Annotated in this window: 12 protein-coding genes; 6 read left to right on the top strand and 6 right to left on the bottom strand. The window is 66.9% G+C overall.

The features are described from left to right. Positions 1 to 193 precede the first annotated feature (193 nt). Both rfbG and rfbF read right to left on the bottom strand, forming a co-directional pair. Positions 194 to 1,270, bottom strand: a complete 1,077-nt coding sequence (gene rfbG, locus ACFDR9_RS24250; RefSeq protein WP_409032628.1) for a CDP-glucose 4,6-dehydratase — start codon at positions 1,268 to 1,270, stop codon at positions 194 to 196. After that, the gene (gene rfbF / locus ACFDR9_RS24245; RefSeq protein WP_409032627.1) at positions 1,267 to 2,040 is read right to left on the bottom strand and encodes a glucose-1-phosphate cytidylyltransferase; all 774 of its coding nucleotides are present in this window, start codon (positions 2,038 to 2,040) and stop codon (positions 1,267 to 1,269) included. Before rfbF ends, rfbG begins: the two co-directional genes overlap by 4 nt. A 420-nt stretch (positions 2,041 to 2,460) precedes the next feature. On the opposite strand from rfbF, the gene gmd reads away from it, so the two are divergent. The 4 genes from gmd (at position 2,461) to nudC (ending at position 6,565) form a co-directional block, all read left to right on the top strand. Next, the gene (gene gmd, locus ACFDR9_RS24240) at positions 2,461 to 3,576 is read left to right on the top strand and encodes a GDP-mannose 4,6-dehydratase (RefSeq protein WP_409032626.1); all 1,116 of its coding nucleotides are present in this window, start codon (positions 2,461 to 2,463) and stop codon (positions 3,574 to 3,576) included. A gap of 16 nt (positions 3,577 to 3,592) precedes the next feature. Beyond that, complete coding sequence (locus ACFDR9_RS24235) at positions 3,593 to 4,519, top strand: NAD-dependent epimerase/dehydratase family protein (protein ID WP_409032625.1); 927 nt, start codon at positions 3,593 to 3,595, stop codon at positions 4,517 to 4,519. Next, entirely contained in the window at positions 4,512 to 5,675 is a 1,164-nt protein-coding gene (locus ACFDR9_RS24230) for a DegT/DnrJ/EryC1/StrS family aminotransferase (protein WP_409032624.1), read from the top strand. Before ACFDR9_RS24235 ends, ACFDR9_RS24230 begins: the two co-directional genes overlap by 8 nt. Positions 5,676 to 5,743: 68 nt before the next feature. Next, on the top strand, positions 5,744 to 6,565 hold the full coding sequence (gene nudC / locus ACFDR9_RS24225) for an NAD(+) diphosphatase (RefSeq protein ID WP_409032623.1): 822 nt from the start codon (positions 5,744 to 5,746) through the stop codon (positions 6,563 to 6,565). Between the two features lie 123 nt (positions 6,566 to 6,688). Here the strand turns inward: nudC and ACFDR9_RS24220 are convergent, their stop codons facing one another. Both ACFDR9_RS24220 and ACFDR9_RS24215 read right to left on the bottom strand, forming a co-directional pair. Further along, positions 6,689 to 7,054 carry a hypothetical protein gene (locus ACFDR9_RS24220; protein WP_409032622.1) on the bottom strand — a complete coding sequence of 122 codons (366 nt, stop codon included), beginning with the start codon at positions 7,052 to 7,054 and terminating at the stop codon, positions 6,689 to 6,691. Between the two features lie 65 nt (positions 7,055 to 7,119). Next, positions 7,120 to 8,013, bottom strand: a complete 894-nt coding sequence (locus ACFDR9_RS24215; RefSeq protein ID WP_017878426.1) for a LysR family transcriptional regulator — start codon at positions 8,011 to 8,013, stop codon at positions 7,120 to 7,122. Positions 8,014 to 8,158: 145 nt separating this feature from the next. On the opposite strand from ACFDR9_RS24215, the gene ACFDR9_RS24210 reads away from it, so the two are divergent. Beyond that, the gene (locus ACFDR9_RS24210; protein WP_409032621.1) at positions 8,159 to 9,163 is read left to right on the top strand and encodes an aldo/keto reductase; all 1,005 of its coding nucleotides are present in this window, start codon (positions 8,159 to 8,161) and stop codon (positions 9,161 to 9,163) included. 239 nt (positions 9,164 to 9,402) lie between these two features. On the opposite strand, the gene ACFDR9_RS24205 is transcribed toward ACFDR9_RS24210, so the two are convergent. After that, entirely contained in the window at positions 9,403 to 9,816 is a 414-nt protein-coding gene (locus ACFDR9_RS24205; protein WP_409032620.1) for a hypothetical protein, read from the bottom strand. Between the two features lie 163 nt (positions 9,817 to 9,979). On the opposite strand from ACFDR9_RS24205, the gene ACFDR9_RS24200 reads away from it, so the two are divergent. Beyond that, positions 9,980 to 10,687 (top strand): glutathione binding-like protein, encoded by a 708-nt coding sequence (locus ACFDR9_RS24200; protein WP_017878429.1) that lies wholly within the window; start codon positions 9,980 to 9,982, stop codon positions 10,685 to 10,687. A gap of 33 nt (positions 10,688 to 10,720) precedes the next feature. Here ACFDR9_RS24200 and ACFDR9_RS24195 read toward each other — a convergent pair whose 3' ends face one another. Further along, complete coding sequence (locus ACFDR9_RS24195) at positions 10,721 to 14,095, bottom strand: DEAD/DEAH box helicase (RefSeq protein WP_409032619.1); 3,375 nt, start codon at positions 14,093 to 14,095, stop codon at positions 10,721 to 10,723. Positions 14,096 to 14,257: the final 162 nt, after the last annotated feature.

The raw sequence follows: 14,257 nt of genomic DNA, 5'->3' as shown, positions 1-14,257 counted from the left end.
GCCATGCGTCCGTAGACAGCGGCATCACCATATCCAGCTGGGGGAACAAGCCCACCTTGCTGGCCAAGAATACAGCCATCACGCTCGTCTCGACTGGCCGCGCCCCCCCCCCCCCCCCCCCGTAGCGCGCCACCAGGGCCAGGATTTGTTCGCGGAGTTCTTCTTTGCTGTGTTGTTCGCTCATGCTGCTGCCTTAACTGAGTGGGGTGTTTTGATAGGTGTCGATTTGCGCCACGGTCAGCGCGCGCATGTCGGCGCCGTCCGCGTGGGCCCGGTGCCAGGCGACGATCTGGCCGATGGCCTGGTCCAGGTTCCAGCGCGGCTGCCAGCCCAGCCGGGCGCGCGCCTTGGCGCAGTCGAGCTTCAGGTAGGTCGCCTCGTGCGGCTGCGGCGCGCCGTCCAGGCGCCAGGCGGCGCCTTCGCCCCAGCCCTGGCAGAGCCGTTCGACGATCCATTCGACCGGGCGGGCGTCGGTCTCGTGCGGGCCGAAGTTGAAGCCTTCGGCGTGCTGGGCGCCGTCCTCGAACAGGCGCTCGGCCAGCGTCAGGTAGCCCGACAGCGGCTCCAGCACGTGCTGCCACGGCCGCACCGCCGCCGGGTTGCGGATGAGTACGGGCTGGCCGGCGCCGATGGCGCGCAGCATGTCCGGGATCAGGCGGTCGGCGGCCCAGTCGCCGCCGCCGATGACGTTGCCGGCGCGTCCGGAGCCGAGCGCGACGCCGTGCTGGGCGTGCTGCAGCGGATTGAAGAAGGAGCTGCGATAGCCGGCCGTGACCAGTTCGGCGCAAGCCTTGCTGTTGCTGTACGGGTCGTAGCCGCCGAAGGCCTCGTTTTCGCGGTAGCCCCACGGCCATTCGCGGTTTTCATAGCACTTGTCGCTGGTGACGTTGACCACCGCCCTGACGCCGGGGGTGGCGCGCACCGCCTCGAAGAAGTTCACCAGGCCCATGACGTTGACGGCGTAGGTTTCGACCGGGTTGGCGTAGGAGTAGCGCACCAGCGCCTGCGCCGCCATGTGGATGGCGATTTCCGGGCGCGCCTGCTGCATCGCCTCGGCCAGGCGGGCGCCGTCGCGGATGTCGCCGATGCGCGAGTCCATGCCGGCGCCGACGCCGGCGACGGTAAACAGGCTCGGTTCGCTGGGCGCGTCCAGCGCGTAGCCGGTGACGTGGGCGCCGAGCTGCTGCAGCCACAGGCTCAGCCAGCCGCCCTTGAAGCCGGTGTGGCCGGTCAGGAAGACCCGCTTGCCGCGCCAGAAGGCCGGGTTCATGGCCAGCGTTTCCACGGCGCGTCGCCGCGCTGCCACAGGTCTTCCAGCAGCACCTTGTCGCGCAGCGTGTCCATCGGCTGCCAGAAGCCGGCGTGGAAGTAGGCGTCGATCTGGTTGTCGCGCGCCAGGTTCTCCATCGGCCCCTTTTCCCAGGTGGTGCTGTCGTCGTCGATGTAGTCGATCACCTTCGGCGAGAGCACGAAGTAGCCGCCGTTGATCCAGCTGCCGTCGCCCTGCGGTTTTTCCTTGAAGCTGACGATGCGCTGGCCGTCGATGTCGATGGCGCCGAAGCGCCCCGGCGGCTGCACCGCCGTCATGGTGCCGAGCTTGCCGTGGCGGCGGTGGAATTCGACCGAGGCGGCGATGTCGATGTCGGCCACGCCGTCGCCGTAGGTGAAGCAGAAGGCCTCGTCGTCCTCGACGAAGCTGCGCACGCGCTTCAGGCGCCCGCCCGTCAGCGTGTTCTCGCCGGTGTCGACCAGCGTCACCTTCCACGGTTCGGCGTGGCGCGAATGCACTTCCATGGTGTTGGCGCGCATGTCGAAGGTGACGTCCGAGGTGTGCAGGAAGTAGTTGGCGAAAAACTCCTTGATCAGGTAGCCCTTGTAGCCGCAGCAGATGACGAAGTCGTTAATGCCGTGCACTGAATAGTTTTTCAGGATGTGCCACAGGATCGGCTTGCCGCCGATTTCCACCATCGGCTTCGGTTTGACCGTGGTCTCTTCGCTGAGCCGTGTGCCCAACCCGCCGGCGAGAATGACTGCCTTCATAGTGCCCCCTGAATCTGTTTTTTGTCTGGTATTGAGCGCCGCGGCGCCCGCTTCGGCGGCGCGGACGGGCAATGGTGGATTCTCGCCTAAGTGCGAGGTATTCTAAACCAGAAGCAACAGCGTGTGTAGCCGCCAATTCTCCTTTTGCCGCCGCGCCGCGGCTGTGCAGAAAAATGCGCGGCGGCGGCGCTTGGCGACCATCGGGCGAAAAAGTTCGTATATACTGGGACGGGCGTTTTCCAAGGGGAAACAGGGCGCCGCCGGGCGGCCGGATAGGGCGCAACCAGCCGCCGCCGGCGGGCCCGGTTCCGCCGCCGCGCCCCCCCCCGGCCGCCGATTCCTGGAGGGCCGTCGCCATCTGCCGTGATGTCGTGTTGAATCAATCGTATTGAATAATATAAATACCAGGATAAGCCATTTATGAAAAAAGCACTGATTACCGGCGTCACGGGACAAGACGGTTCTTATCTTGCCGAGTTCCTGCTTGAAAAGGGCTATGAGGTGCACGGCATCAAGCGCCGCGCCTCGTCGTTCAATACGCAGCGCATCGACCACGTGTTCCAGGACCCGCATGTCGACAACCAGCGCTTCATCCTGCATTACGGCGACCTGAGCGATTCCTCCAACCTGACGCGCATCCTGCAGCAGGTGCAGCCCGACGAGGTCTACAACCTGGGCGCGCAATCGCACGTGGCCGTCAGTTTCGAGGCGCCGGAATACACCGCCGACGTCGACGCGCTCGGCACGCTGCGCCTGCTCGAGGCGATCCGCCTGCTGGGGCTGACCAAGAAGACGCGCTTCTACCAAGCCTCGACGTCCGAACTCTACGGCCTGGTGCGGGAAACCCCGCAAAAGGAAACCACGCCGTTCTATCCGCGCTCGCCGTACGCGGTGGCCAAGATGTACGCCTACTGGATGACGGTCAACTACCGCGAAGCCTACGGCATGTACGCCTGCAACGGCATCCTGTTCAACCACGAGTCGCCGCGCCGCGGCGAGACCTTCGTCACGCGCAAGATCACGCGCGCGCTGGCGAATATCGCCCAGGGCCTGGAGCGCTGCCTGTACCTCGGCAATATCGACGCGCTGCGCGACTGGGGCCACGCCAAGGACTATGTGCGCATGCAGTGGATGATGTTGCAGCAGGAGCAGCCGGACGACTTCGTCATCGCCACCGGGGTGCAGTATTCGGTGCGCCAGTTCATCGAGATTTCCGCCGGCGAGCTGGGCGTCGCGTTGCGCTTCGAGGGCAGCGGCGTCGACGAGATCGGCGTCGTCGAGCGGGTCGACGGCGACAAGGCGCCGGCGCTGAAGGCCGGCGACGTGGTGATGCGGGTCGACCCGCGCTACTTCCGCCCGACCGAGGTGGAAACCCTGCTGGGCGACCCGAGCAAGGCCAAGGCCAAGCTGGGCTGGGTGCCGGAAATCACCATGCAGCAAATGTGCGCGGAAATGGTCGCCCACGACCTCGACCAGGCGCGCCGCCAGACGCTGCTGCAGCGCCACGGCCACGCCGTCGCCGTGCCCACCGAATGACGCGGGGCGCCACCAGATGAACATCCTGTTAACCGGCGGCAACGGCATGGTCGGCAAGAACATCCTCGAGCACGCCGGCGCCGCCAGCCACGCGCTGCTGGCGCCGTCCAGCGCCGAACTGAACCTGCTCGACGGCGCCGCCGTGGCCGCCTGGCTGGCGGCGCACCGGCCCGACATGGTGATCCATTGCGCCGGCGTGGTCGGCGGCATCCAAGCCAACATGGCCGAGCCGGTCAGGTTCCTGGTCGACAATATGCAGATGGGCTTGAACCTCATCACGGCGGCGCGCGCCGCCGGCGTCGGCCGGCTGATGAACCTGAGCAGCTCCTGCATGTATCCGCGCGCGGCGGCCAACCCGCTGGCCGAGGAGCTGATCCTGGCCGGCGAGCTCGAGCCGACCAACGAGGGTTACGCGCTGGCGAAAATCGCCAGCACGCGCCTGTGCGAATACATCCGCAAGGAAGAACCGGCGCTGTTGTATAAAACCGTCATTCCCTGCAATATTTACGGCCGCCACGACAAGTTCGACCCGAAGCATTCGCACATGATCCCCGCGGTAATCAAGAAAATCGTCGACGCCAAGCTGGCCGGCCGGGCCGCCATCGACATCTGGGGCGACGGCACGGCGCGGCGCGAGTTCATGTACGCCGGCGACCTGGCCGACTTCGTGTTCTACGCCATCGACCGCTTCGAGGCGATGCCGCAGAACATCAACGTCGGCCTGGGACACGACTACACCATCAACGAGTACTACGCGGCGGTGGCGCGCACGGTCGGCTTCGACGGCGCCTTCGAGCACGACCTGTCGAAACCGGTGGGCATGAAGCAAAAGCTGATCGACGACAGGAAACTCGCCGCCTTCGGCTGGAAATACGCCACCTCGATCGCGGACGGCATACAACAAACTTACGACTATTATATGAATGAGGTGCGGCGTGGTTAATTACCCTTTGGCCAGTAGTACGTGGGACGACAAGGAGCTGGGCGCGATCCAGAAGGTGATCGATTCGAACATGTTTACCATGGGTAAATACGTCGGCGAATACGAGCAGCGCTTCGCCGAGTTTTTCGGCTCGCGCTACGCCGTCATGGTCAGTTCCGGCTCGACCGCGAACCTGCTGATGATCGCCGCGCTGTTTTACACCAAGCATCCCAAGCTCAAGCGCGGTGACGAGGTGATCGTGCCGGCGGTGTCGTGGTCGACGACCTACTATCCGCTGTACCAGTACGGCCTGAAGCTGGTGTTCGTCGACATCGACAAGGACACGCTGAATATCGACCTGGTCAAGCTGCAGGCGGCCATCACCGACAAGACCCGCGCCATCCTGGCGGTCAACCTGCTGGGCAACCCCAACGATTTCACGGCGATCCAGGCGCTCATCGCCGGCAAGGACATCCTGCTGCTGGAGGATAACTGCGAGTCGATGGGCGCGCTGTTCGACAACAAGCAGGCCGGCACCTTCGGCCTGATGGGCACCTTCAGCTCCTTCTTCTCGCACCATATCGCCACCATGGAGGGCGGCTGCGTCGTCACCGACGACGAGGAGCTGTACCACATCCTGCTGTGCATCCGCGCGCACGGCTGGACCCGCAACCTGCCCAGGGAAAACCTGGTCAGCGGCGTCAAAAGCGACGACCCCTTCGAGGAATCGTTCAAGTTTGTGTTGCCCGGATATAACGTCCGGCCGCTCGAGATGAGCGGCGCGATCGGTATCGAGCAGTTGAAGAAGCTGCCGGACTTCCTGGCCAACCGGCGCGCCAACGGCCGCCGCTTCCAGGAACTGTTCGAGCGCCACCCCTACCTGTCGATCCAGCGCGAGACCGGTTCCAGCAGCTGGTTCGGCTTTTCCTTCGTGCTCAAGGAAGACGCGCCCCACACGCGCCGGGAAATCACCACCAGGCTGCTGGCGAACGGCGTCGAATGCCGCCCCATCGTCACCGGCAATTTTGTCAAGAACGAGGTCATCAAGTATTTCGACTACGAGGTGCGCGGCAACCTGGCCGACGCCGAGTACATTGACACCAAGGGCTTCTTCGTTGGCAACCACCAGTACGACATCGGCAAGCTGATCGAGGAATTGCGCGTCCTGCTGAGCTGATGCGCCGCGGCGGCGCCCCGGCCGGGGCGCCGTCCTTCCCTGCCACCCGTTTTCAACCCCCGCCGCGCATGATACAGACACCCGCTTGCTTCGTTCCCCTGATGGCGCCTCTGACGCACGCCGACCCGCTCACGTTCGTGTTCCACCGCGAGCGCCTGTTGCTGCGCGAGGCCGACCTGGGTTTTCCCGGCGCCGCCGCGCTGGCGGCCATCGGCGCCGATCTCGGCCGCGCCCATCCGGTCGGGCTGCTGGACGGGCGCTATTGCCAGGTGCTGTGGGTAGACGACGAGCGCCTGCCGGACGACGGCCACGCCTACCGCGGCCTGCGCTCGCTGTTCGGCGTCCTCGACGACGAGCTGCTGGGCCTGGCCGGGCGCGCCAGCCAGATCGCCGAGTGGGCGCGCACCCACCGCTATTGCGGCGCCTGCGCGACGCCGACGGCGCTGGCGCCGGGCGAGCGCTGCTACCGGTGCCCGGCCTGCGGCATGGCGGCCTACCCGCGCATCTCGCCGGCGATGATGGTATTGATCCGCAAGGGCGACGCGGTGCTGCTGGCGCTGCACACGGCCTCGCCGTCGAAGCGTTTTTCGCCGCTGGCAGGTTTCCTGGAAGCCGGCGAGTCGATCGAGGAGGCGGTGCGCCGCGAAGTGATGGAGGAGGTCGGCCTGCGGGTGCACAATCTGGAATACTTCATGAGCCAGTCCTGGCCGTTCCCGCATTCGCTGATGATCGCCTTCACCGCCGACTACCTCGACGGCGAGATCCGCGTCGACGGACACGAAATCGCCGAGGCGCGCTGGTTCGGCCCCGGCGACGAGTGGCCGGAGCCGACCTCGGCGGTGTCGATATCGGCGCTGCTGGTGGACGCCCACCGCCCGCGCGGCAAGTAGCCGGCGTCGTGCGCCAATGGCGTTAAGCTGGCTCGATATCGTAGGTCGGGTTAGCCGGAACCCGTTACACGGCGCGGGTAACCCGACTGGCGTCGGCGGCGGCCCGGCGTCGGCCTGGCGCTTCTAGTGGCGGTAGTCGTTGACGACATGGCGGGTGAAGTTGTACTTGCTGCCGCCCGGCAGCAGGTCGACCAGGCGCTTCGGCGACGAGGCCGACATGAAGGCGTCGGCGGCACCGTCGCTGCTGCGGAATTTCATGCCGGGGCTGAGGATCTGGTTGGCGTTGATCGTCAGGTGCTGGAAGCTCTTGGCCTTCTCGTTGTTGAGGATGAAGTGCAGTTCCCGCTTGAAGGTCAGGTAGGGGATTTTCAGCCACCAGCCCTCGTCGGCGCCATACACGACGACGTTGGCGAAGTGCGTGTTCTGCTCGGTCAGGGCGGGGTTGCCGAGGCGGTCGTTGATGCGTTTCATTGCTTCGATTTTGGTCATGCCAGTTCCTTCAAACTACAAAATGGGCGGCGCGCAGGCCGGCCTGCATTTTGCCACAGTTCGATTCACGCCAGCTCCAGGATGCCGGCCAGCCAGTCGACGAACACCCGCACCCGCGGCGACAGGTGCTTGTTGTGGGAATACACGATGGCGACCGGCAGCGGCGCGGCGCGCCAGCGCGGCATCACCTCCTCCAACTCGCCGGCGTCGAGCAGCGCCTCCATGCCCATGCGCGGCGCCTGGATCAGGCCCAGGCCGGCGCGGCAACTGGCGACGTAGGCTTCGGCGCTGCTGACCGAGATCAGGCTGCGCATCACCATCGAACGGGTCGCGCCGTCCTCCTGGTATTCCCAGTCGAAGTCGCGGCCGCTCTGGCTGGAAAAGAAGTTGACGGCGTAGTGGCGTGCCAGGTCGGCGGGGCTGTGCGGGCGGCCGTGCTGTTCCAGGTAGCTGGGCGCGGCGACGTTCACCTGGTGCAGCTCGCCGACGCGTTTGGCCACCAGGCTGGAGTCGCGCAGCGTGCCCACGCGCAGCGCGCAGTCGATGCCCTCGCCGACCAGGTCGGCGTAGCGGTCGTTCGACCCCAGCCGCACCTGTATGTTCGGATACTGCCGGAAGAAATCGGGCAGCGCCGGGATCACCTGCAGGCGCGCGAAGCGTTCCGGCAGGTCGACCCGCACCGCGCCGCTGGGCAGGTGGTCGGGGCCGAGGAACAGGGCGTTGACGTCTTCAAGGTCGTTGAGCAGGCGGATGCAGCGCTCCAGGTAGATGCCGCCCTCGACCGTCAGGCTGACCTTGCGGGTGGTGCGCTGCAACAGCCGCACGCCGAGCTGCTGCTCGACGCTTTGCACGGCGTTCGTCACGGTCGGCTTGGGCAGGTCGAGCTGCTCGGCCGCCTGCGTGAAGCTCTTGCACTGCGCCACGCATTTGAAAATTTGCATCGCCTTCAGCTGGTCCATGTCGCCATCTTCCCGATTGTTTCGTTTTCTCGAATAAAGTAATAAATATTACCCCATTTATTACCGGAATCGTTAATTGCATAATGCCACACCGGGCCAGACACACGCCGCGCCCCCACCGCATCGCACCCTTGGGAGATTCAACATGGAACATCGTCAACTTGGCCGCACCGGCCCGCAAGTGGCCCAACTCGGCCTCGGCCTGATGGGCATGTCCGACCTGTACGGCCCGGCCGACCGCGGCGAGAGCCTAGCCACCATCCACGCCGCGCTGGAAGCCGGTGTGACGCTGCTCGACACCGGCGACTTCTACGGCATGGGGCACAACGAGCTGCTGCTGCGCGAGGCGCTGGCCGGCGGGCGGCGCGACAACGCCGTCGTCAGCGTCAAGTTCGGCGCGCTGCGCGACCCGGACGGCGGCTGGGGCGGCGTCGACGGCCGCCCGGTGGCGGTGAAAAATTTCGCCGCCTACTCGCTGCGGCGGCTGGGCACCGACCGCATTGACATCTACCGCCCGGCGCGGCTCGATCCGAACGTGCCGATCGAGGACACGGTGGGGGCCATCGCCGACCTGGTCAAGGCCGGCCACGTGCGCCACATCGGCCTGTCCGAGGTCGGCGCCGAGACCTTGCGCCGGGCCCACGCGGTGCATCCGATCAGCGACCTGCAGATCGAGTACTCGATGATTTCGCGCGGCGTCGAACGCGACATTCTGCCGGTTGCGCGCGAACTGGGTATCGGCGTGACCGCCTACGGCGTGCTGTCGCGCGGCCTGATCAGCGGGCACTGGTCGAAGCAGCGCGAAGGCGAAGCGGACTTCCGCGGCCAGCTTAGCCCGCGCTTCCAGGGCGCCAACCTGACGCGCAACCTGGACCTGGTCGAGCGTGTGCGGGCGCTCGCCGACGCGCTCGGCGTGACGGTGGCGCAGGTCGCCATCGCCTGGGTGGCGGCGCAGGGCGACGACATCGTGCCGCTGGTCGGCGCGCGCCGCCGCGACCGCCTGCGGGAGGCGCTGGGCGCAACCAGCGTCAAGTTGTCGGCGGCCGACCTGGCCCAACTCGACGAGGCCATCCCGGCCGACGCGGCGGCGGGCGGCCGCTACAACGACTACCAACTCTCCCACCTCGACAGCGAGCGTTTGAATGGATAGGCAACTCTGTTGTTTTTGTCTTATCGCGTCCAAGCGCAGGCCGAATAATGTTGCTTACCCGCGCGCGCTGGCGCGCGCGTAAACGCCGGATTTTGTAGATCGGGTTAGCCCGTGAGGGCGTAACCCGACAACGTCGGCCTGGGGCGGCGCGTCTCGCTTCGGCCAACATTGTCGGATTACGCTTCGCTATCCGACCTACGACACGCCAACTCGCGGTTTTGATCCTGGCAAACGCAACGCTACTGCGCCGGCGTCGCCTCGAACACCAGCTTGTCGCCCTTGACCACGAAGCTGCCGACCAGCTGGCCGAGGTCGGCCTTGGGATCGTTCTGCAACTCGGTCAGGCTGTTGCAGGTGGTCGTTTCGACCTGCCACAACTGGTCGCCGAGGCGCAGGTTCCAGGTGCCGTCGCCGGCGGCGAACAGCTCGGCCTTCATCTCGCCGGCCGGCTCCGCGGTGTTCAGCCGGTGCAGGCGCTGGCACTCCGGCACGCGCGCGGCCACCAGCGAAACGGCCGCCTCGTTCTTCCAGAAATAGCTTTGCTGGCGGCGCAAGGTTAGCGAATGGTCGCGCCCGTCGATGTAGTAGGAGGCCGAATCGTCGACGCAGCCCGCCAGGAAAACAGCCATCAGAACGATCAGGGTCTTGCGCATGGGCGTCGCTTTCCAGTGTGTTGCTGCGGAAGGGGGAGGCTGGGGCCGGGGGAGGGCTGGCCAAATCTTTTTTTTGCTTACGTGGCATTATATCGGTGCCCGCAGCCGCCGGCATGCACATTGTTAGCGCCTTGCCGGCAACCCCACTTGGAGAGAGCAAAACATGATCGATCTGTACTATTGGACCACGCCAAACGGCCATAAAGTGACGATGTTCTTGGAAGAGGCGGGCCTACCCTACCGCATCTTCCCGGTAAACATCGGCAAGGGCGAGCAATTCCGGCCCGAATTCCTGGCGATTGCGCCCAACAACCGCATTCCGGCGATCGTCGACCAGGCCCCGGCCGACGGCGGCGCGGCGATTTCCCTGTTCGAATCCGGCGCGATCCTGCAATACCTGGCCGAGAAAAGCGGCCAGTTCCTGCCGGCCGACGTGCGCGGCCGCGCCGAAGTGACCCAGTGGCTGTTCTGGCAGATGGGCGGCTTGGGGCCGATGGCCGGACAGAACCACCATTTCGTCCAGTACGCGCCGGAAAAAATCCAGTACGCGATCGACCGCTACGTGAACGAAACCAACCGCCTGTACGGCGTGCTGGACCGGCGCTTGGCCGACCGCGCCTTCCTCGCCGGCGACGCGTATTCGATCGCCGACATGGCCGCCTACCCGTGGGTCGTGCCGCACGAGAAGCAGGGCCAGAAGCTGTCCGACTTTCCGCACCTGGCGCGCTGGTTCGCTGCCATCGCGGCGCGACCGGCGACCCGGCGCGCCTACGCCCGCGCCGACGAGGTTAATACCCAGCCGACCATGAGCGAGGAGGCCAAGCGCGTGATGTTCGGGCAAACCGCGGCGACGCTGAAACCAGCGGCGTAACCCGACTGGCGTCGACAGCGGCTCGGCGTCGGATTACGCTACGCTCATCCGACCTACGGAGGGTAACGCCATCAGCGGCAGTTGGCGCAGGAAGCTGGGCGCGTCGGTCTTGCGCAGGCAAGCGTGCGCCACCGAAAAATGCGGCTGGTCGCGCCATACCGCGGCTTCGCCGATGATGTAGATGTAGTGCTCGGCGCGGGTCAGCGCGACGTTCAGCAGGTTCGGCTTCGACGCCGCCCACGCCGCCGCGCCGGCGCTGCCGTGGTCGGCGCCCAGCACCATCAGCACCATGCTTTGCTCCTTGCCCTGGAAGGTGTGCACGGTGCCGATCCGCTCCCGGCACCACAGTTCGAGTTCCTTGCGCTTCGGCGCGGCGCCGCTCCAGTCGATGCCGAGCAGGCGCTTCTTCACCTCGTTTTTAACCGCCTTGAACGGCGAGATGATGTACAGCGACGGCAGCGCGCCTTCGCGCCGGTACAGCCGCACCAGCAGTTCCGCCACCAGCTCGATCTGCTGCGGTACCACCTGCTTGTACGCGGTCGCGCCGGCGACGTCGATCCAGGCGCTGTGCCCCAGGCCGGGCGCGTGCGCCGGCGGTTCGCGGTCGGCTAGGCCAAACACCATTTTGCCGCCGTAGGCGATCGCGTTCGACAACGCGAACATCGGGTCGGCGCAGCGCCGGTGCACCCGCAGCGGGCTGCCGATCCACAGCCCCTCGGCGGCGTCGCCGGCCACCAGCGTGCCGTAGGGGTTGGCGGCGTCGGCCAGGCGCTGCACCGATACCTTGTCGGGCGCGTAGGCGGCGTCGGCGGTGTGCGGCGATTGCGCCGACAAGCCCCTGACCAGTTGCGCCGGCACGGTGAAGACCGGCTCGATCTGCAGCGGGTCGCCGACGACGACGGCGCGTTGGGCGCGCCACAGCGCGCCGACGGCCGCTTGCGGCACGGCCTGGCCGGCCTCGTCGATGAAGAGCCAGCCGAGCGACGCCGCGTCCATGCCGCGGAACTGCCGCGCGAACGAGGCGAAGGTGGTCGACACCACCGGCACCACCATGAACAGGCTTTGCCAGACCGGCGCGACGTGGGCGTCGTCGTCGGGGCGTTTGCCGTCCAGCAGCAGGGCGATGGCGAACAGGTTGCCGCCGAAGCCGGCGCCGCCCTTTTGCGCCACCTCGGCCAGCCAGGCCTCGTGCAGCGCCAGCGCCTTGGCGAACAGGGTCGAGCGCAGATGCGCCACGGCGGCGTCGTGCCACAGCCCGGCGATTTGCACCGCGTCGTCCTCCAGTTGCGCCAGGCTGGCCGGCGGCGCCAGGTCGGGGAAACGGGCGCGGCAGGCTTGCTGGCGGGCTTGCAGCGCGTCCCAGTCGCGTTGCATGGCCGCCAGGGCGCCCTGGGCCGCCGCCATGGCTGCGCCGGCGCGCGCGCGCTGCGATGCCAGCTCGCCGGCGATCAGGGTCTTGGCGGCGGCGATGGCGCGTCCGGCGGCGCGCTGCGCGTCGGCGTTGGCGGCCACGTCGGCGCGGTGGCCGCGCGCCGCCGCGGTGCGCAGCAGGCGCGCGAAAAAGCCCGGCGCGCCGCGGTCGAGCAAGCGCTCTTCCTCCTGCAGCGCGGCGCGGTGCTCAAGGTGGCCGGCGAGCGCGCGTTCGGCCTCGGCCAGCGCCCGTTGGACGGCGCCCTCCTGGGCCGCGGCCTGCTCGGCGGCCTCTAGTCCGGCGCGGCAGAACTGCTCGCGCGTGGCCGACCCAACTCCGGCCCACAGGTCGGCGTAGTCGGCCAGCTCGGCCAGCGCCGCTTCGACGCTTTGCTCGGCGGCGCGGAACTCGGCGGCCGCTTGCTGGAAGCCGACGCCGCGGTGGCTGGCCAGCCACTGGCGGATGTGCTGCATCGCGCCGGGCTGGGCGGCGCGGTACGGCTCCTTGCCGTCGTAATAGAATTTCGAGACGAAGCGCTTGCGGTTTTCGCTCTTGCCGAGCGCGCAGGAAATCAGGCCCCACGGCGTGTCGCCGGGCGCCAGCGGCTTGACGCGGCCGTCGCTGCCCTCGGCCGCCAGGCGCTGCGCCACGGTTTGCAGATAGCTGGCGCCGGACCAGGCGGCGCCCAGCTGTTTGCGCTTGGGCAGGTCGGTCGAGATGTTTTCCACCGCCGCGTTGTTGGACGAGGCCACCACCATTTCGAAGCCGCACAGTGCGGGGATCAGGCGCGCGATGGTGGCTTGCTTGGTGTCGCCGTTGAAGCCGACCCTGACCTTGCCGCAAAAGGCGTCGGCCGCCTTGCCCAGGCGCGCCAGCACGGCGGCGCGGCGCACGATGTTCTCGGCGAAGATGTCGCGCAGCAGCGTGGTCTTGCCGGTGCCGGGCGGGCCGTTGACGGAAAACAGGCCGCCGTCGGCCAGGTGGCGCAGGCCGGCGTTGATGGCGAATTGCTGCATTAGGCTCATCGAGCGCTGGGCGTCTTCCAGCCAGTGGCCGCGGTTGCCGCGCAACGGATGCAGCGTCTCGACGATGGCCTGGCGGCCGGCGTCGGTGTACAGGTCGATGCGCTGCTCGCGCGCCAGCGGCGTCAGGTAGGCTTGCAGCGCGGCCGGCACGGCGCCGGCGCGCACCGCGCAGATGGCGCGCTCGATGTCTTCGATGTAAAAGCTGTTCAGGATGTCGACCGCCGGCTCCGGTTCGATGTCGACGTCGAAATCGAGTTCGGCGTTTTGCGACGGCTGCGACGGCTGCGCCGGGGCGGTGTCGTCCGCGCGCTCCCTCTGCGCCGGAATTTTCTCGGTGCTGATTTCCAGCAGCGCCAGCGGTTGCCCGCGCGTTGGCGTGAAACTGGCCCACGCGGTGAATAGCTCGAACAGCGCGACGATGTCGGCGCCGCTCATGGCCGCCGTCGGCGTGCCGTCGGGCTCGGACGCCAACGCCGCGCGGCAAGCGGCGCGGAAGTTCTGCAAGCGGTCCTTCAGGTCTTGCAGCGCGGCGTCGAAGGCGTCCAGCCCCAGTCCGGCCACGCCCTGGCCGAGCGCCCACGGCACGGTCGACACCGACACCGGGTCGAAATTCGGCTCGCCAAAGGCGTTCAGGGCGATCCGGGCGAAGCAGGAGCGCCCTTGCAGGCTGTCTTTTTCGGCCTCCTCCATTTGTTCGTGGGCGGAAGCGGGCGCCTTGCTGGCGCTGGCGATCTCGGCCTTGTCGAACACGCCGAGGAACAGCTTGAAGCCGTTGATTCTCAGGTCGGGCGGCACGCTCATCTGCGACAGGAAGCCCGCCGGCTGGCTCGCCAGGTCGGCGCGCGCGAGCCAGCGCAACTTCCAGTCGTCTTGCGTGTCGCTTACTTGCGCCAGATCAAACGGAACGAAAAATTCGATCTTGTGCCAGTACTCCAAAATGTCGAGAAGACGCTGCTGTTCTGCCTGATTCATGGTGATAAATGGTGGTGGTAAGGCGTGGTGCCGGTGCGATGGTTGGGTGCTTGCATGGATAGCGTCGCGCTAGGAGTCTGCGCGGCAGACAATTCTTGCGCTGACCATGTGACGCGCTTCTTGCCTGCGTCGATGGCGATTCACTTTCGCACTCGAAAGTGG

Source organism: Janthinobacterium sp. CG_23.3, assembly GCF_046115965.1.
Taxonomy (GTDB): Bacteria; Pseudomonadota; Gammaproteobacteria; order Burkholderiales; family Burkholderiaceae_D; genus Janthinobacterium.
Note: the sequence above shows the minus strand (reverse complement) of the source record. Positions and strands in the feature narration are given on the sequence as shown.

Excerpts from the sequence above, each read along its gene's own strand:
- rfbG (WP_409032628.1), bottom strand. The coding sequence starts at position 1,270 with ATGAACCCGGCCTTCTGGCGCGGCAAGCGGGTCTTCCTGACCGGCCAC.
- rfbF (WP_409032627.1), bottom strand. The coding sequence starts at position 2,040 with ATGAAGGCAGTCATTCTCGCCGGCGGGTTGGGCACACGGCTCAGCGAA.
- gmd (WP_409032626.1), top strand. The coding sequence starts at position 2,461 with ATGAAAAAAGCACTGATTACCGGCGTCACGGGACAAGACGGTTCTTAT.
- ACFDR9_RS24235 (WP_409032625.1), top strand. The coding sequence starts at position 3,593 with ATGAACATCCTGTTAACCGGCGGCAACGGCATGGTCGGCAAGAACATC.
- nudC (WP_409032623.1), top strand. The coding sequence starts at position 5,744 with ATGATACAGACACCCGCTTGCTTCGTTCCCCTGATGGCGCCTCTGACG.
- ACFDR9_RS24220 (WP_409032622.1), bottom strand. The coding sequence starts at position 7,054 with ATGACCAAAATCGAAGCAATGAAACGCATCAACGACCGCCTCGGCAAC.
- ACFDR9_RS24215 (WP_017878426.1), bottom strand. The coding sequence starts at position 8,013 with ATGGACCAGCTGAAGGCGATGCAAATTTTCAAATGCGTGGCGCAGTGC.
- ACFDR9_RS24210 (WP_409032621.1), top strand. The coding sequence starts at position 8,159 with ATGGAACATCGTCAACTTGGCCGCACCGGCCCGCAAGTGGCCCAACTC.
- ACFDR9_RS24205 (WP_409032620.1), bottom strand. The coding sequence starts at position 9,816 with ATGCGCAAGACCCTGATCGTTCTGATGGCTGTTTTCCTGGCGGGCTGC.
- ACFDR9_RS24200 (WP_017878429.1), top strand. The coding sequence starts at position 9,980 with ATGATCGATCTGTACTATTGGACCACGCCAAACGGCCATAAAGTGACG.
- ACFDR9_RS24195 (WP_409032619.1), bottom strand. The coding sequence starts at position 14,095 with ATGAATCAGGCAGAACAGCAGCGTCTTCTCGACATTTTGGAGTACTGG.